Consider the following 16,553-nt stretch of genomic DNA (forward strand, 5'->3'; position numbering starts at 1 on the left):
ATTCTTTCTTTTAACTTTTTTTAAATTTGTTAGCCAATGCCTGCAACATATCCCCGTCTACAGGTTTGGCTGGCTCATCCTTTTTAAAAGGACGTTGCTGTTGTGGGCGGTTATTGTTAAATGGCTGCTTATTGAACGGCTTTTGCTGAAAAGGCTTTTTTTCTGCATTACCCGAACCAGCCGACTGTTGTTGAGGTTGCACCGGCTTAGGCTGCTGCGGGCGGGTAGCCTTAGTGGCCGTCCAGCGCTCGTATACTTCCTTAAGTTTTTGCTTGGTATACAACGGAAAATCGCCGTTCATCATCCATGCGTAGTAGCTGGGCTCTACATCAAATACGTCTTCAACGCGTTTACCTTTATGCTTACCAAAGTTAAACAACTCTTCGCCTGCTTCATTGTAAACCATACGACCAACAAAGTCAACAGCGCGCTGCAAGTTTGTAAACTCATGTAAAGCAGCTACTTCATTTTGAACGGGTATAGTTTTATTACCTTTTTTATCAATAAATTCGGTATCCTTATAACGGTCAACCTGTGCAAGTAATACTTCCATAGTTGCACGTGTGTCGGCCTCGGCCGAGTGCGCATTTAGTATTTCTTTGTTGCAATAAAATTGGTAAGCAGCTTTTAAAGTTCGCTGCTCCATTTGGTGAAAAATGTTTTGCACATCAACAAAGTGCCTGCCCTTTAAATCAAATGCTACACCGGCGCGTAAAAACTCTTCAACCAGCATGGGTATATCAAACTTGTTTGAGTTGTAACCCGCCAAATCACAGTCTTCAAGAAATTCAGCTACTTCGGCAGCCACGCTTTTAAACACCGGCTTGTCTTTCACGTCATCATCATAAAAGCCATGAATTAATGACACCTCAAGCGGTATAGCCATCTCCGGATTTAAAACCCATACCTTGCTTTCTTCAGCTCCATCGGGCAATAATTTTATAACTGCCATTTCAATTATACGGTCAACACCTAAATTGGTGCCGGTGGCTTCAATATCAAAAAAGGCAAGCGGGCGTTTTAAATTCAGCTTCATTATATAAAATGCTTTGCGGCAAAGGTCGGGAAAAGCTTTAAAGTTTCGACATTAAGTTTTTATATTTATGGCAACTTATTTACAATAATAATTGACCTGATCTTTTCACAATGAAAAAACTCCTGCTTCTGGCATTGGGTGCTGTATTAATGCATACATCCGTTTTAGCCAGTGATTTTCCTTTTGGCAACTTTACCGTTGAGGAAATGAGCCTTAAAGCTTACGAAAAAGACAAAACAGCCAACGCCGTTGTACTCAATGAATTTGGAAAAAGCTGGATAAGCAGCACCGACGGAATACCGCTAATTCACGAATACCACATAAAAATCAAAATTTTCAACAGCAAAGCCTTTGAAAAAGGCAACGTTGAAATACCACTGTATAAAAGTGATAACAACAGCTTTGAGCGCGTACGCGATATTGAAGCCGTAACTTTTTATACTGATGATAATGGTGGTGTACAACGCATGGCGTTTAATGCTTCAAACATCATCAAAGAAAATAAAAACAAGTATTGGGATGTAGTAAAGTTTGCCATGCCCGGCCTGCGCGACGGTTGTATTATTGAATATAAATACACTATTGAATCGCCGTATACGCTCAACATGAAAGACTGGACCTTTCAAACCGATATACCAAAAATGAATTCGGAGTATGAGGTACACATACCTGGATACTTTAATTTTAAAGCTACTTTGGTTGGCCCTTTAAAGCTCACAAAAAATACCGGCGATTTAGAGCAGGAATGTTTTCAGGTGAGAGGCAATAAAGCCGATTGCTCAAAACTGGTATTTGGCATGGCCGATGTTCCGGCATTTATAGAGGAAGATCACATGACTTCGCCTAAAAATTTTATTGCGGCAATTGATTTTGAGCTTAACGATTACATTGACCCTTATGACGGCACAAAACACGTTAAAACCCAAACATGGACTGATATTGATAAAAGTTTAAAGCAAAGCGACAGCTTTGGCAGCCAGCTTAAAAAATCAGGTGTTTTTAAAGATAAGCTTCCGTTAATATTAACCGGCGCTACTGACAGCCTTTCAAAAGCCAGGGCTATATACGCCTACTTTCAAAAGAACGTAAAGTGTAATAACATTTATGGCATATGGTCAGACAATGGTGTAAGAAAAGCACTTGACACCCACTCAGGAAGTGTTGCTGATATAAACTTAGGTTTGGTTACAGCACTTAATACTGCCGGCTTAAACACAGAAGCCGTTATACTTGCCACGCGCGACCATGGCTTCATCAATAAACTTTACCCCGTAGTGGGCGGCTTTAACTATGTAGTGGCTAAAGTTAACGTTAACAACAAAACTTACCTGCTTGATGCCACGGAACCCTATTTGCCGTTTGGCATGCTGCCCGAACGTTGCCTTAATGACCAGGGAAGGGTAATGAGCTTAAATAAGCCATCGTACTGGATTGACATGAAGGCATCACAAAAATGGGCACGCACTTATGCTATGGATCTTACGCTGCAGCCAAACGGAAAGCTGACCGGAGTAATCAAAAACTTTTCGATGGGTTATGAAGCGCTTAACAAACGTAAGGCCATTAAGAAATTCAACAGCATTGACGAGTATGTGGAAAATCTGGATGAAAAAAACACCAAGCTCAAAATTTTAAAATCTGAGGTTTTAAATGTTGACAGTTTAGATTTGCCGCTAAGCGAAGTTTATGAAGTGGAGATAAGCTTATTTGACAACATGAACAACAATCGCATGGCGTTCAATCCTTTCTTTTTAAATCAAATTTCAGAAAACCCTTTCAAACTTGCCGAACGTACTTACCCGGTTGACTGGGGTGCACAATCAGATACCAAGGTTATCCTTACCATGCATTTGCCTGAAGGGTATGAAATTGAAAACCCACCTAAAGGCGTATCACTAGGGCTACCTAACAGCGGAGGACGCTTCTTAACGGCCTATGATTCGCAGGCCACTACATTTACGTTCTCGCATGTTATACAGCTCAATAACGCCATCTATTCGTCTGATGAATATCCTTATTTAAAGGAGTTATTCAACAAAATTATACAAGAGCAAAAATCAGATATCATTTTCAGAAAAAAATCATGATTAAGTATTTACTGTTTACCGGAATTTTATTGACCGGATTTGCAGGTGTTGCCCAAAACAAGTACGAAGCTTCAACCATACCCAAAGAACTTTTGCCTTATGCAAGTGCTGTGATACGCAACATGGAAATAACCTCTGAAGTAAAAGATTTAAATACATCTATTTACAAGCACCACGAGGTAGTCACAGTGCTGAATAAGAACGGTGATACTAACGCGGGAATTGAAATATGGTACGACAAAAATCGCCGTATAAAAAATATAAAAGGCACCGTATATGATGAGTTTGGAAAGGCGGTAAGCCAATTTAACGAACGTAACTTTAATGATTACAGCTCATACGACGGTTTTTCGATGTTTACCGACAACCGAATTAAGTATTATAAGCCGGCGGTTGTTAACTACCCTTATACTATTGACTATGAGTTTGAAATATCTTCAAAGCAATCATTAAATGTTGGCGACTGGAAACCCATTACAGAAGTTGGTACAGCTATAGAAAAAAGTACTTATACTTTTGTATGTAAGCCTGATTTTATTATTCGGTACAAGCAATTAAACTACGCCGGAGCACCTAAAGAAAGCACTACTGAAAAAGGGCTTAAAACTTACACATGGGAGGTAACTAACGTAAAAGCTATACGTAGTGAGCCCTTTGGGCCTCACCCCGAAATGTACCAGCCTATAGTAAAGGTGGTGCCTCAAAAATTCAATTATTTAGGTTACGAGGGAGCTTTTACAAATTGGAATGAACTTGGTAAATGGGTCTATGATAAGTTACTGGCCGGAAGAGCCACGTTACCACCTGCAACAGTACAAAACATCAAAAGCCTTACCGATACTATAAAAGATCAGAAGTTGAAGGCAAAGGCCATTTATGAATACATGCAACGTAAAAGCCGCTATGTAAGCATACAGGTTGGTATTGGCGGATTGCAGCCATTTACCGCTGCAGATGTAGATGCTTTAAGTTATGGCGATTGTAAAGGCTTGGTAAATTACACTCAGGCTTTACTGGCGGCGGCTAATATACCATCTTACTACTGTATAGTTGAGGCAGGCAACCTGAAGCGAGACCTGATGCCCGACTTTGCAAGCGTTGCACAAGGCAACCATATTATACTGTGCTTGCCATTTAAAAACGACACCACCTGGCTTGAATGTACCAGACAGGACAGTCCGTTTGGCTATTTAGGCGATTTTACAGATGACCGCAGGGTTTTAGCCTGCACTGCCGAAGGTGGAAAGCTGATGCGTACCCCCAAGTATAGTGCCCAGGAAAGCACCCAGATAAGAAAAGCTGTACTTGAGTTAAAAGCTGATGGGGAATTAGCAGGCAATATGACCACCATATTTGATGGATGGCAGTTTGATAACCGGCCAGTAAACCCCGGCGATATAAACGAGGAGATAAAAAACACCAAGAAAAATTACGGCATAAACAATCTGGAGATTGAAAACCTTCAACTAAAAGCGGTTAAAAACTTAAAGCCGGTAAATAATGAAACTATAAAGTTTAGTGCAAGAGACTATGCTTCGCAAGCCGGCAATACTTATTATTTTATGGCCAACCTGGCAAACAGGCGCACCAGTGTTCCGCGTGAGGTTAAAAACCGAACAACTAACGTATACATAAATCGCGGCTATACTGATATTGACGAAATTACTTATAAAGTACCTGAAGGCTTTAAACTTGATAGTAAACCACTACTGGTTAACTTGAAGAAACCATTTGGTAATTTTACCGCAACCGCTGTTAAAGTAGGCAACCAGGTTGTTTATAAGCGTAAGCTTGAGGTGCTGGACGGTGTGTACCCCAAAGAACAATACCAGGAATTAGTAGACTTTTTTCAGGCAATTGCCGATGCTGACAACTATAAAGTTGCGCTTGTAAAAAACTAACTGAATATGATTATGCCCAAGATGGTCCCAACAACCATAATTACGTAAAGCATAATTTCGTTGCCTGCAAACTGCTTGTACTTAGTCCAAAAGGTATAATCTTGTTTTTGCTTTTGCATGAGCAGGCAAATATACAGAAAAGCCCCGCTTTACCGGCGGGGCTTTTTCATTGCTATATCTATTCGTTTTGTGCCAAATTTGTGCCCTCGATGGAACCGCCGCGCGAAAAATATTTATACATCGAAGGGTCTTTAAGCCTTACAATCATCACGCCGCGGCGGGTACTGGCATGTACTACATACCCATTTTGAAGGTATACGCCTACATGGCTGAATTTCCGCCCGTCAAAATCAAAGAAAACCAGATCGCCTTCGCGCAAATCTTCTTCGTATTTACGTTTAATTACATTGATTTGCTTGCCCGTATTGCGTGGTATATTGATGCCATAAACTTCTTGCTGCAGTAAATAAGTAAAGCCCGAACAATCAACACCGTTATGATCAAGACCTGCAAATTTGTACGGCGTACCATACCATTGGTCAATAAAACTGTATAGCCTACCGTTGGTAATGTTGCGGGTATCAACATTCATCATTTCGGCATACTTATCGGCAATAAAGGCTTGCGGTTTAACCACATCGCCTGGCGAGCCTTTAAGCACAGCCCTCTTAGATTTACAAGAGGTAAACGCTACACAAGCCAATAACAACATCCAAATTAACCGGGAGTAATTTTTCAATAGCATAAGTTAAAGGTAGATATTATACCACCAAGAGACAAGAGCCAGAAACCAAGACGAGTGATTGTTACTTCAAAAAGCGGCACAATGCCCTATCCGAATAATTAACTTTTAATCAGTCTCTGAATCTCGTCCAGCTTCATCAACGCTTCTACCGGGGTTAGGGTATTTACGTCAAGGTTGTTCAGCATGTCGCGTATTTTAACCAGTATCGGGTCATCAATCGAAAACATTTGCAGCTGCATGGCCTGCTTCTGCACTTTCTTAATACTTTCTTTGATGTCCTCGCCACCGGTACGCTCGGCTTCAAGCTTTTTTAATATTTCGTTAGCGCGGGCTAACACTTTAGCAGGCATACCGGCCAGTTTGGCTACGTGTATACCAAAGCTATGCTCGCTGCCGCCGGGCACCAGTTTACGTAAAAAGATGATTTGGTTGCCTACTTCCTTTACCGTAACGTTAAAGTTTTTAATACGGCCAAACATATTGGTAAGCTCGTTTAACTCATGGTAGTGAGTAGCAAAAAGAGTTTTTGCTTTGGCCGTTGGATGATTGTGCAAGTATTCAGAAATGGCCCAGGCAATGGATATACCATCATAAGTTGAAGTACCCCGGCCAATTTCATCAAGAAGAATTAAACTGCGGTTACTTAAGTTGTTCAGAATACTGGCAGTTTCGTTCATCTCCACCATAAAGGTCGATTCGCCCGACGAAAGATTGTCTGATGCCCCTACCCTGGTGAATATTTTATCAACCAAACCAATTTGTGCATGCTTGGCCGGTACAAAGCAGCCCATTTGCGCCAGCAATACAATTAAACCGGTTTGCCTTAACAAAGCCGACTTACCCGCCATGTTCGGACCTGTAATAATGATGATTTGCTGACTGTCTGAGTCAAGGTAAACATCATTGGTAATGTACTCTTCACCCACCGGCAAATTTTTCTCAATTACCGGGTGGCGCCCTCCTTTAATGTCGATGAGGAGGCTATCGTTCATCTGAGGCTTTACGTAGTAGTTTTTAATAGATACTGTTGCAAAGTTCAACAACACATCTAATCGCGCTATTAGCTGTGCATTAAGCTGTATAGGTTTAATATACTCGGTAAGTGAGTACAGCAAATCATTGTACAACTGGGTTTCCAGAGCAAGTATTTTCTCTTCGGCACCCAAAATTTGTTCTTCGTATTCTTTTAGTTCGGGAGTAATATAGCGCTCGGCGTTTACAAGCGTTTGCTTACGTATCCAGTCGGTTGGCACCTTATCGCGGTGCGAGTGGGTAACCTCAAGGTAGTAACCAAATACGTTGTTAAATGCAACTTTCAATGAAGGTATCCCTGTAAGCTCGGCTTCACGCTTTTGTATTTCGAGTAAATATCCCTTACCCCCAAAAGCAATTTTGCGCAGGCGGTCAAGCTCCTCATGAATACCTTCGGCCATCACACCACCTTTTACCAGTTGTACAGGTGGCTCGGCGTTTAACTCATTACCAATTTTTTCGCAAATGTATTCGCAAGGGTTTAGCTGATTGCCAATGGCCATCAGGGCGTCGTTTGGCTTGGTTATGACTTTAGTATCGTCACTGCCGGTGCCTAAACAAAGCGTACGTATATTGCTTATAGCCTGCAAAGCTTTGCGCAACTGGCAAACCTCGCGCGGGTTGGCTTTTTGTAACCCTATTTTGCTAATGAGCCTTTCTAAATCGCCTACCTGGCGTATACAGCTCTGCAATTCATTACGCAGCTCTTCATGATCAATAAGATGCTGTACAACGTTTAACCTGTCATTTATAGGTTTGAGTTCCTTTAGAGGCATCACTATCCAGCGGCGCAGCAGGCGGGCTCCCATGGGTGAACAGGTATGGTCAAGCACATCAACCAGCGTCATCGCGTTATCGTTTGATGAACTCACTAACTCTAGGTTGCGTATGCTGAAACGGTCGAGCCATAAGTAGCGGTCTTCCTCAATACGGCTTATGGCGCTAATATGCTGTAAATTGCGGTGCTCTGTTTCGTTTAGGTAATGCAGCGCCACACCGGCAGCTACAATGCCTAATCCAAGTTTTTCTATACCGAAACCTTTTAACGATTTTACACCAAAGTGCTTGGTAAGCGTTTCATAGGCATAATCGCCGCTGTACGGCCACTCATCAAGTGTATAGGTATAATAACGATCACCAAACTTTTCAAAGAAATCGCGTTTGCAGCTTTTGGGGTAAATTACTTCACTCGGGCTAAAAGACTGCAGTAATTTGTCGATATAATCGGCGTTACCCTGTGCAGTTAAAAATTCACCGGTTGAAATATCAATAAGTGCAATACCCAGGCTGTTTTTTTCAAAATAGAGCGAGGCCAGGTAGTTATTACTTTTTTGCTGCAGGATATTATCGCTAACGGCCACACCCGGTGTTACTAACTCTGTTACACCCCGCTTAACGATGGTTTTGGTCATCTTGGGGTCTTCAAGCTGATCGCAAATGGCTACGCGTTGGCCTGCCCGTACCAACTTAGGCAAATAAGTTTCGAGCGAGTGATGGGGAAATCCGGCCAGCTCAATATGTGATGCTGAACCATTAGCACGCTTGGTAAGCACAATGCCTAATATACCGGCGGCCTTTACAGCATCCTCGCCAAACGTTTCGTAAAAATCGCCGACCCTGAACAGCAACAAGGCACCCGGATATTTGGCCTTGATTTGATTGTACTGCTGCATCAGCGGCGTTTCTTTGGTAGCAGATTTGCCCAAGCGTTATCCTTTTTTTAATTAAGAGGGTAAAATTAAGCGTTTAACGACGATTTGGCGGAGGGTGTTGAAAATTTATTAAAGTGTGAAGACTCAGTGATTAATTACGTGATTACAAGCAAGCTTTAAGTATGCCAGTTGTTAATAAACGCTCCCGCCGGTAACCATAGCAATTTTTCGCTTTACTTCATCATAGTTCTCCTTAACGGTTACGTATGACTCCTTATCGCCTATAACATAAACATGCACCTCTTCATTAGGCGTAGTGTAAACCACTACCGAAGTAATATTATTTACGTTGATTAAAGCCGGACGATCATTTTTATCGGTTAGTTCTATAAAGTGAGTTGTCATGTTATTAATACATTAACATTTGAAGATATGTTTTCGTGTTTCTCAGACAGGTTTCTAAACGCTTTTCTTCAATAGTCTTCCCTTTACAGCAACTTACTTATTCAGCTTTATTTTGGCCATAAAATCCCATAATACTATGCCGGCTGATATCACAATGTTAAACGAATGTTTGGTACCAAATTGAGGAATTTCTAAACAGGTATCAATTTGGGCCATGGCTTCTTCGCTTACGCCGTTTACTTCATTGCCAAATATGAGCGCGTATTTCTGATTGGCAGCCGGTTGAAACTCATGCAGCATTACACTGTTTTCGGCCTGCTCAATGGCTATGATGGTATAACCAAGGTCTCTTAGTTCAGCAATAGCCTCAGTAGTATCAGCATGATAGCTCCAGTCTACCGATTGGGTTGCGCCAAGAGCGGTTTTTTCAATTTCGCGGTGAGGGGGCTGTGCAGTGATTCCGCACAAACAAATATGCTCAACGGCAAAGCCATCGCCAGTACGAAATACCGACCCTACGTTATGCATGCTGCGCACGCTATCTAAAACAATAACAACCGGTAATTTTGATTGTCCTTTGAACTCCTCAACCGACACGCGATTCAGCTCATCTAATTTTAATTTGCGCATTATGTTCTATAAAAAAGTCCATAGCTGTAAAACTATGGACTACTAAAAGTAAAAATTATTTAGTCGACTAAAAGCCTATTTTAATTTACCAACTCGTGTACGCCGCTACTAATATTGGTGGCGTATACCGAAGGCGCATAACCTATTTTAGCGGTATAATAATCAATCAAATTTTTGCTGTAAGTTTCAAAAGCATCTGCCTTTACAATGGCAATGGCACATCCGCCAAAACCGGCACCTGTCATACGGGCGCCAATTACATTGCTATCTGTTTTACTATACTCAACAGCAGTATCTAACTCAACTCCGCTTACCTCATAGTCATGCTGCAATGATTGATGCGAAGCATACATCAGGCGGCCAAACTCGGCAAGGTTATGCTGTGCTAGGGCATCGGCAGCCAGCTTAACCCTCTCGTTTTCTTCAACAACGTGTTTAGCCCGCTTAAGCACAACCTCATCAGTAATTAAATGCTGATGACGGCTAAATGTATCGCTGTCAATATCACAAAGGTAGCTGATGTTAAGCTCTTGTTGTAAAGCTTTCAACGCTTGTGCACATTCTTCAACGCGTTCGTTGTACTTGCTTTCGGCCAGTTTGCGTGGCTTGTTAGTGTTTATTACCGCCAACACGTTATCGCCCAGGTAAGCATCAACGGCTTTGTATTCAAGGGTATCACAATTGAGCATTAAAGCTTTGTTGGCTTCGCCAAAAGCCACGGCAAACTGATCCATTATACCGCTGCTCAAACCAATGAAATTATTTTCAACCGACTTAGCCATTTTAACTAATTCAAGTTTTGAATAGCCTCTTTTAAAGTATTGATTAAAGGCAAACGCGGTAGCAATTTCAATAGAAGCCGATGATGATAGACCCGAACCAATTGGAACGTTACCAAAGTAGAGCACATCAAGTCCTTTCACTTGCTTGCCGTCAACCACAAAGTGATGAAGCACACCAAGCGGATAATTATACCACTCGCGACCAGTTTTTTCATAGCTGTCCTGCACGCCTATGTCGTAAGTATCTTCAAAGTTTACACTTCTAAACCTGAATACATTATCTTCATTTGGCGCAAGCAGCATCCAGGTGCCAAAATTAATAGCACAAGGCATAACTAGCCCGCCGTTATAGTCAATATGTTCGCCAATCAAATTAACGCGGCCAGGGCAAAAGTAAGTCTCTAACGCCTGCTGGTTAAATGCCGATTGGAATTGTTGTTTAAGTTGGTCTACTGTCATGGTGTGGCAAAAATAAAAAAGCTGTTTACATTTGCAGCTTAATTTTAATGTATTTTAACACATACTTATCAGGTTTACTACCAAATACTTATTCAAATCGATTGTGTTAATTATACACCACTTAACGCCTGCTGCTAATACATGAAACAATACGTTGTAACCGCTTACGATTTTACAGACAACAATGCACTTAACAGACGCATGGAAGCGCGTCCTGCACACTTGGAGGGAGTTAAGCTGCTAAAACACCACAACAACTTTGTTGCAGGCGGAGCTATACTTAACGATCAGGATCAAATGATTGGCTCGGTAATGATTGTACAATTTGAAACGGAGACCTTAATGCAGCAATGGCTTAAAAACGACCCTTATGTTACAGGCCAAGTTTGGGAGAAAGTTGATATCAAACCTTTTCGACAAGCGATAGTATGATCTTCGGCCTCGACGCTATTAAAATAAAATGCCCGTTACGTAGCATGCTAACAAACTATGTAACGGGCATTTTAAATCACAAAGCTGATTAACTCCAGCCTGTACCTTTTTTAGCATTACCATTTTTGATATGCTCTTCGGCGGTAGCTTTGCTCATGATAGCAGCCATTTTGTTGCCATCAGCATCTTTACCGGTTGCAATGTACCTGCCTGATTTTACGTCAATAACGGGATCAACCATTGGTACATTTTTAGTTTTGGTTTTAACAGAGTAAGCGGTTATTGCTCCTGAATCTGATTTAGTATCTTTTGCCTTAGCCATAGTAATTTGTTTTAAGAGTTTTAGGCTAAACTAACAACCTCATTATTTGTTTTATAAGTTACTAAATAAGCGGTAATTCATAACAATAATACCAGAATACGATGAAGTTGGGAGATGAAGTACTTAAGATTTTGAATAAAACTTACCAACCATCTACAATGGTTGAGCAAACATTTAAACGCTACGATTTAGCCTTTAAAACTGATGAAGCCGGCAGGCCCATACTTTTGTTTATGGGTAAAAAAGATGAGCGTGGAAATATTAAAGGCGAGCGCTTTGTCAGAACATTAAAAACAGACAACGATGGTAATATCATCAAGGATCACTGGGAAAACAAAGGTTCAGCAAGCTGATTCATTATAATTTATTTGCATTTTCACTTACCTGATAAACTGCAAACATATTGTGGAAAAACCTCATTTTTAGCATGTTTGTATTGCAGTAAAGGAATTAATAACATTGTTTATAGTTAAACTATACCTTTTATACATTTCGCAATTATCCACAATAATTGTTAATAAACCTCAGTATTGCTGTTAAAAACATGTTGAAACATTTTATATCGAAGGCACTAACACTGGCTTAGAAATTGCTGATTTACAATTACATAAGCTAATTGTATATGAATGCATTTTATGAAAGGCTATCGCACTTTGCCGACTTGGTTAAAGATGCGAGCAAAAGAGAGAGGCAGAATTACGCTAATTACTTTTTAGTGCAACACCCGCCCCACCCGGTGGTGAGTTCAACCCGTAGCGTAATGCCCAAATTGTTGTTTGATGAAAATTGCCCGGGCGAGCTAAGGCTTAAAATAAGGCAAATGCTCAAAAAATCTTTTAACCGCATACGTAATAAACAATAAAAGCTATTATGCCCGAATTACCCGACTTGCAAGTATTCAGTCAAAACTTAACCAAAGTTTTGGAAGGTTGTACCTTGCTTAAAATTGTTGTTATTCAAGCTAAAAAGCTTAACGTAAGTGCTGACGAGCTTAGTAAAGCGCTGAACGGCGCAAAATTAAAAGACGTTATAAGGGAAGGGAAAACTTTGCAATTCAGGTTTGACAATAATAGTACATTAGGCATCCATTTGATGTTGCACGGACAGCTTAAATGGTTTGAGCTTGAAAACCCGCACAAGTTTACCATACTTGAAATGCATTTTGAGAACGGAAAAGGACTAGCCCTTACAGATTTCCAAAAAGCAGCCACGCCTACTTTAAATCCCGGTAAATCAAATATTCCTGACGCACTGGATGAAGAGGTAAACTTAAAGTTTTGGAAAGAAAAATTTGCAAAGAGCCGTAAGCCGGTTAAAGCAATATTAACCGACCAAAAAATTGTAAGAGGTATTGGAAATGCCTATGCCGATGAAATTTTTTATCACGCCAAAATATCGCCTTTTTCTGCCGCTAATAAAATTCCTGACAAGGCAATTAAAATGTTTAACACATCCTTAAAGAAGGTGCTTGAACATGCCGAAAAAGAAATACATAAATTACAGCCCGATATTATAAGCGGCGAGGTAAGAGACTTTTTCAGCGTTCATCTACCTAAAGAAGACAAAACAGCTAAGGGCGAAACAATCAGGCAAAAGGATTTAGCATCACGTAAAACGTACTTTACCGATATGCAAGAAGTGTATAATTGAAATTTTAATTTTTTGGCGTACGAAATCAAAAATCGGTTAACCATTTTATCAATGAAATCGATTTTAAATTAAAGAATTCGTAAAAAATAAAATTAATGAATATAATATTTGCAAGATAATTGAACTCCTATTATATTTGTATCAACAAAGAGAAACAAACACACTGTAGGATGGTGAAACTTTGGCAGACACACCTCCTTGTCCCGGTGGCGGAGATCATGGGAACCTTAGCAATAAGATAACCACTCCTTGAAGGTTCGACTCCTTCTCCTACAGCTCTTCTCATAATTTAGGTTTATAATTGGTTAGTATAAGTCCCCTGCCCATCAGGGGGCTTTGCTGTTTTATAGGGTTTTCTAAACCAGCTTTTACAAACTTAATCAGCCTGATGCTATTTAGAAATTGATGCTCATGACAAAGGATTAGGTTTAGGTGCACCTGCAGTTTTAAACTTATCATCAGGCAGTGGTATAAATTCATGATTATCGTTTGGTGGCAGTACAATGCGTCCTTGCTTCCAATCTTCTTTAGCTTGTTCTATGCGTTCTTTTCTTGATGAAACAAAGTTCCACCATATGTACCTTTCGCCTAAGGGCTCACCACCTAATATCATCAATGAGGTTTGCGTTTTTGCAATTATTAGAGGATCGGTCTCTTTGGTAAATACCAAAAGCTGCCCGGCGGAATAAATATTTCCGGCAATTTCAATGCTCCCCTTTACAATGTAAAGTCCGCGTTCACTATGTTCCTGCGGCAACGCAAAAGGTGTGGCAGCATCAAGTTCAACGTGCAGGTAAAATAAAGGCGAATGCGTTTCCACGCTGTTGTGCAATCCGTAGGCAGTACCGGCTATCAGTCGCATCCAAATGCCTTTATCAGTATATACAGGCAACTGCTCAACGCTATAGTTGTCAAAAGCCGGATTGCACTCTTCATCCTCTTCTGGCAGTGCAACCCATGTTTGTATCATTTCAAGCCCGCCTGCTAACGCTGCCGGATCTTCAAACCGTTCAGAATGTGCAATGCCTTTACCAGCAGTCATCCAGTTAACCTCACCCGGACGTATAATTTGCTGCACACCCAGGCTATCGCGGTGGGTTACCTGCCCGCCAAATAAATAGCTTACCGTTGAAAGACCAATATGCGGATGAGGCAAAACATCCATAGCCGATGGTGGCGTTGGTATATTGGCGATTGGTCCGGCATGGTCCATAAAAACAAACGGACCAACCATACGGCGCAGACGGAAAGGCAGTATACGCTTTACGGCAACAGCTTCGCTTATAGCTGCCTTGCGGGCTTCAATTACAATATCGAGCATAAAGTTCTGTTTACTTGCATAAATATAACTATCACCCGGTAATTTTGCTAAGCATACCCCTGAAAATGAAGTAATGAAACGGAAGCATGCTCACCCAATACAATCTTCCCAATAAACCTAATGGCCTGAATGTAGCCGTTTGCTTTACACAATTATTGTCATCAATTTTAAACTCGAGCCATGCTTCGCCCGGCAATTTCATTTCGGCATAAAGCAGCAAACGTTTTTCCTGCTTGCTTGAGTATATAACCCTCCAAAAATCAAGCGCATCTCCCGGAGATAGATCTGATTGGTTGCGCCTGCCCCTACGCAACCCTACCCCACCAAAGAGCCGGTCAAAAAAACCTCTGAAGTCCCAAAGCCAGTTTGCATAATACCACCCATTTTTACCCCCTATGGCAAAAATGCGTTCAAGTGCTTTGCCTTCATCTTTAGTTTTCATGCTTTGTTTATCAGTAAATACCCCATATTGGGGCACTTCAATGTGCTCAGATAGTCCTTTTGAAAATATATTTGTTGTTACAGAATCATTCCAGGTAGAAAGCACCATATTTTGCTCAATTTTATCAAACGCAATCTTTATGGCTTCTTTGTAAGGTATTAAGTGGATGTCTAGCTTTTCGGGTAATTCATTTTTCTTTCCTATAACGTCAACCTTCATACTTTCCACTAAATTTTTGGCAAGCGGATAAGATGTTGAGGTAACAAAATATAACCAGTATGATGACAGCTTAGGCGTCATAACGGGTACAGTAAATATGCGGCGCTTTAATTTGCGTACTTCTGCAAACTGCAACAGCATTTGTTTATAGGTGAGCGTATCAGGTCCGTAAATATCAATGTGCTTATTGTAAGTAAACTCCTGCATAAGCACCCCTCCCAACATTTCAATTACATTACGTATTGAAATAGGCTGGCACCGCGTGTTGAGCCATTTGGGCGCTACCATTACAGGCAGTTTTTCAACCAAATCTCTTATAATTTCAAAAGATGCACTTCCAGAGCCTACGATAATACCTGCCCTTAAGGCCGTAACCGGAACCCTGCTCTTCCTTAGCTCATCTTCAACAGCCTTACGCGATGATAGATGCCTTGACAACTGCTGTTCATTAGTAATACCCCCAAGATAAATGATTTGCTGGGCCTGCGTACCATCAATATATTCAACAAAATTTCGAGCCGATTCCTTCTCCGTTTTACTGAAATCTCCTCCACTCATACTCATGGAATGTACCAGGTAGTATGCGGCATCAATATCAGTTGGTAAATTCTTTAACGAACCAGCGTTTGTCAAATCAGCTTCTGCAAGTTGTATTTTACCTGCCGGGTAGGCATCAATAGGGAAACGTTGCTTATCGCGCACCATGCAAATAATTTCGTGTCCTTGTTCAATTAAAACAGGCAGCAGGCGCCGGCCTATATATCCGGTGGCACCGGTAAGCAGTATCTTCATGATATTAAAAATTTCTATCGTCTGCCGATGGTCCGTAAATAGACGGGACAGCAATATCATTTAACCGCATATAAACGGTAAGCTGCCCGCGATGATGAACCATATGGTTAATGGTAGATTCAAGGCTTTGTCTTTTTGTGCTGGTAAACATCACTTGTCCGTTGCCTTTTAAATCAAACTTTGCATCTAACTGCCCGTTCTCCACACTCATTAAAGCCTTACGTGCACCTTTCACATTTTCATCAAAATGCGTTACTAATTCCTGAGTTGTTGTAGGTTTAAGGTGTTCAAACGTGGCATAATCTATATAATCGTTATATATCATGTGCGTAATCCATAAAGGTATTTCGGCAACCAGCAACGCCAGGTAACCTAACTCCATTGACTTTGGATGCGGTTTCCAGCTAAAAAGTTCTACAGGAATACGTTCAAGACACTTGCGGGTAGCGTTCGTTTCGGCTTCAAGTTCAGAGATATAGCTTTGCGCAAAAGTGATATCGTTCATAAGCAACAATTTCAGTTAGAACACGCATCATCTTCAATGGTTTGTTAACTAAGCCTGCCGTCACCTTTAAAACAAAAAGGCCTTCCTTGCGGAAAGCCTTTAATGTATTCAACAGTTAGCAAAAATCTACTAAAATCCCTA

17 protein-coding genes are annotated in these 16,553 nt (G+C 40.9%); 6 read left to right on the plus strand and 11 right to left on the minus strand.

The features are described from left to right. Positions 1–10: 10 nt before the first annotated feature. Positions 11–1,036, minus strand: coding sequence for a 3'-5' exonuclease (locus GO816_RS14445; protein ID WP_157542656.1), 1,026 nt, complete (start codon positions 1,034–1,036; stop codon positions 11–13). 110 nt (positions 1,037–1,146) lie between these two features. Between GO816_RS14445 and GO816_RS14450 the strand changes: the two genes are divergently transcribed. Then, positions 1,147–3,123: a DUF3857 domain-containing protein gene (locus GO816_RS14450; protein ID WP_157542657.1), complete on the plus strand. Its 1,977-nt coding sequence runs from the start codon at positions 1,147–1,149 to the stop codon at positions 3,121–3,123. Further along, positions 3,120–5,024: a DUF3857 domain-containing protein gene (locus GO816_RS14455; RefSeq protein ID WP_157542658.1), complete on the plus strand. Its 1,905-nt coding sequence runs from the start codon at positions 3,120–3,122 to the stop codon at positions 5,022–5,024. The genes GO816_RS14450 and GO816_RS14455 overlap by 4 nt, the downstream gene beginning before the upstream one ends. On the opposite strand, the gene GO816_RS18915 is transcribed toward GO816_RS14455, so the two are convergent. The 6 genes from GO816_RS18915 to GO816_RS14480 all read right to left on the minus strand — a co-directional run bounded on the left by GO816_RS18915 (position 5,021) and on the right by GO816_RS14480 (position 10,729). Then, a complete protein-coding gene (locus GO816_RS18915) occupies positions 5,021–5,143 on the minus strand; it encodes a hypothetical protein (RefSeq protein ID WP_262884876.1) in 123 nt (40 codons plus the stop codon). The two genes, GO816_RS14455 and GO816_RS18915, sit on opposite strands and share 4 nt — an antisense overlap. A gap of 59 nt (positions 5,144–5,202) precedes the next feature. Continuing rightward, positions 5,203–5,769: a C40 family peptidase gene (locus tag GO816_RS14460; protein WP_198171526.1), complete on the minus strand. Its 567-nt coding sequence runs from the start codon at positions 5,767–5,769 to the stop codon at positions 5,203–5,205. A gap of 98 nt (positions 5,770–5,867) precedes the next feature. Then, positions 5,868–8,507, minus strand: a complete 2,640-nt coding sequence (gene mutS / locus GO816_RS14465; RefSeq protein WP_157542659.1) for a DNA mismatch repair protein MutS — start codon at positions 8,505–8,507, stop codon at positions 5,868–5,870. A 138-nt stretch (positions 8,508–8,645) separates the two neighbouring features. Continuing rightward, positions 8,646–8,858: a hypothetical protein gene (locus GO816_RS14470; protein ID WP_157542660.1), complete on the minus strand. Its 213-nt coding sequence runs from the start codon at positions 8,856–8,858 to the stop codon at positions 8,646–8,648. Positions 8,859–8,951: 93 nt separating this feature from the next. Next, positions 8,952–9,488 carry an RNA methyltransferase gene (locus GO816_RS14475; RefSeq protein ID WP_157542661.1) on the minus strand — a complete coding sequence of 179 codons (537 nt, stop codon included), beginning with the start codon at positions 9,486–9,488 and terminating at the stop codon, positions 8,952–8,954. A gap of 80 nt (positions 9,489–9,568) precedes the next feature. After that, positions 9,569–10,729: a galactokinase gene (locus GO816_RS14480; protein WP_157542662.1), complete on the minus strand. Its 1,161-nt coding sequence runs from the start codon at positions 10,727–10,729 to the stop codon at positions 9,569–9,571. Between the two features lie 141 nt (positions 10,730–10,870). On the opposite strand from GO816_RS14480, the gene GO816_RS14485 reads away from it, so the two are divergent. Continuing rightward, positions 10,871–11,161 (plus strand): YciI family protein, encoded by a 291-nt coding sequence (locus tag GO816_RS14485; RefSeq protein ID WP_157542663.1) that lies wholly within the window; start codon positions 10,871–10,873, stop codon positions 11,159–11,161. Positions 11,162–11,249: 88 nt separating this feature from the next. Here the strand turns inward: GO816_RS14485 and GO816_RS14490 are convergent, their stop codons facing one another. After that, positions 11,250–11,483 carry a hypothetical protein gene (locus GO816_RS14490; RefSeq protein ID WP_157542664.1) on the minus strand — a complete coding sequence of 78 codons (234 nt, stop codon included), beginning with the start codon at positions 11,481–11,483 and terminating at the stop codon, positions 11,250–11,252. Between the two features lie 101 nt (positions 11,484–11,584). On the opposite strand from GO816_RS14490, the gene GO816_RS14495 reads away from it, so the two are divergent. The 3 genes from GO816_RS14495 (at position 11,585) to GO816_RS14505 (ending at position 13,133) form a co-directional block, all read left to right on the plus strand. Further along, the gene (locus GO816_RS14495; protein WP_157542665.1) at positions 11,585–11,836 is read left to right on the plus strand and encodes a hypothetical protein; all 252 of its coding nucleotides are present in this window, start codon (positions 11,585–11,587) and stop codon (positions 11,834–11,836) included. Positions 11,837–12,105: 269 nt separating this feature from the next. Further along, the gene (locus GO816_RS14500; protein WP_157542666.1) at positions 12,106–12,345 is read left to right on the plus strand and encodes a hypothetical protein; all 240 of its coding nucleotides are present in this window, start codon (positions 12,106–12,108) and stop codon (positions 12,343–12,345) included. A gap of 8 nt (positions 12,346–12,353) precedes the next feature. Beyond that, positions 12,354–13,133, plus strand: coding sequence for a DNA-formamidopyrimidine glycosylase family protein (locus GO816_RS14505; RefSeq protein WP_157542667.1), 780 nt, complete (start codon positions 12,354–12,356; stop codon positions 13,131–13,133). 409 nt (positions 13,134–13,542) lie between these two features. Here GO816_RS14505 and GO816_RS14510 read toward each other — a convergent pair whose 3' ends face one another. Genes GO816_RS14510 through GO816_RS14520 form a run of 3 tightly spaced genes read right to left on the minus strand, consistent with a single transcriptional unit; the run spans position 13,543 to position 16,412 of the window. Then, positions 13,543–14,454: a pirin family protein gene (locus tag GO816_RS14510; RefSeq protein ID WP_157542668.1), complete on the minus strand. Its 912-nt coding sequence runs from the start codon at positions 14,452–14,454 to the stop codon at positions 13,543–13,545. Positions 14,455–14,485: 31 nt separating this feature from the next. Next, complete coding sequence (locus GO816_RS14515) at positions 14,486–15,907, minus strand: SDR family oxidoreductase (RefSeq protein WP_157542669.1); 1,422 nt, start codon at positions 15,905–15,907, stop codon at positions 14,486–14,488. A gap of 4 nt (positions 15,908–15,911) precedes the next feature. Continuing rightward, complete coding sequence (locus GO816_RS14520; protein WP_157542670.1) at positions 15,912–16,412, minus strand: DinB family protein; 501 nt, start codon at positions 16,410–16,412, stop codon at positions 15,912–15,914. Positions 16,413–16,553: the final 141 nt, after the last annotated feature.

Origin of the sequence: Mucilaginibacter aquatilis (assembly GCF_009755275.1) — a bacterium.
Lineage (GTDB): Bacteria > Bacteroidota > Bacteroidia > Sphingobacteriales > Sphingobacteriaceae > Mucilaginibacter > Mucilaginibacter aquatilis.

Bases quoted from the DNA above. Each gene is read 5' to 3' on its own strand.
- GO816_RS14445 (WP_157542656.1), bottom strand. From the start codon at position 1,036: ATGAAGCTGAATTTAAAACGCCCGCTTGCCTTTTTTGATATTGAAGCC.
- GO816_RS14450 (WP_157542657.1), top strand. From the start codon at position 1,147: ATGAAAAAACTCCTGCTTCTGGCATTGGGTGCTGTATTAATGCATACA.
- GO816_RS14455 (WP_157542658.1), top strand. From the start codon at position 3,120: ATGATTAAGTATTTACTGTTTACCGGAATTTTATTGACCGGATTTGCA.
- GO816_RS18915 (WP_262884876.1), bottom strand. From the start codon at position 5,143: ATGCAAAAGCAAAAACAAGATTATACCTTTTGGACTAAGTACAAGCAG.
- GO816_RS14460 (WP_198171526.1), bottom strand. From the start codon at position 5,769: ATGCTATTGAAAAATTACTCCCGGTTAATTTGGATGTTGTTATTGGCT.
- GO816_RS14470 (WP_157542660.1), bottom strand. From the start codon at position 8,858: ATGACAACTCACTTTATAGAACTAACCGATAAAAATGATCGTCCGGCT.
- GO816_RS14475 (WP_157542661.1), bottom strand. From the start codon at position 9,488: ATGCGCAAATTAAAATTAGATGAGCTGAATCGCGTGTCGGTTGAGGAG.
- GO816_RS14480 (WP_157542662.1), bottom strand. From the start codon at position 10,729: ATGACAGTAGACCAACTTAAACAACAATTCCAATCGGCATTTAACCAG.
- GO816_RS14485 (WP_157542663.1), top strand. From the start codon at position 10,871: ATGAAACAATACGTTGTAACCGCTTACGATTTTACAGACAACAATGCA.
- GO816_RS14490 (WP_157542664.1), bottom strand. From the start codon at position 11,483: ATGGCTAAGGCAAAAGATACTAAATCAGATTCAGGAGCAATAACCGCT.
- GO816_RS14495 (WP_157542665.1), top strand. From the start codon at position 11,585: ATGAAGTTGGGAGATGAAGTACTTAAGATTTTGAATAAAACTTACCAA.
- GO816_RS14500 (WP_157542666.1), top strand. From the start codon at position 12,106: ATGAATGCATTTTATGAAAGGCTATCGCACTTTGCCGACTTGGTTAAA.
- GO816_RS14505 (WP_157542667.1), top strand. From the start codon at position 12,354: ATGCCCGAATTACCCGACTTGCAAGTATTCAGTCAAAACTTAACCAAA.
- GO816_RS14510 (WP_157542668.1), bottom strand. From the start codon at position 14,454: ATGCTCGATATTGTAATTGAAGCCCGCAAGGCAGCTATAAGCGAAGCT.
- GO816_RS14515 (WP_157542669.1), bottom strand. From the start codon at position 15,907: ATGAAGATACTGCTTACCGGTGCCACCGGATATATAGGCCGGCGCCTG.
- GO816_RS14520 (WP_157542670.1), bottom strand. From the start codon at position 16,412: ATGAACGATATCACTTTTGCGCAAAGCTATATCTCTGAACTTGAAGCC.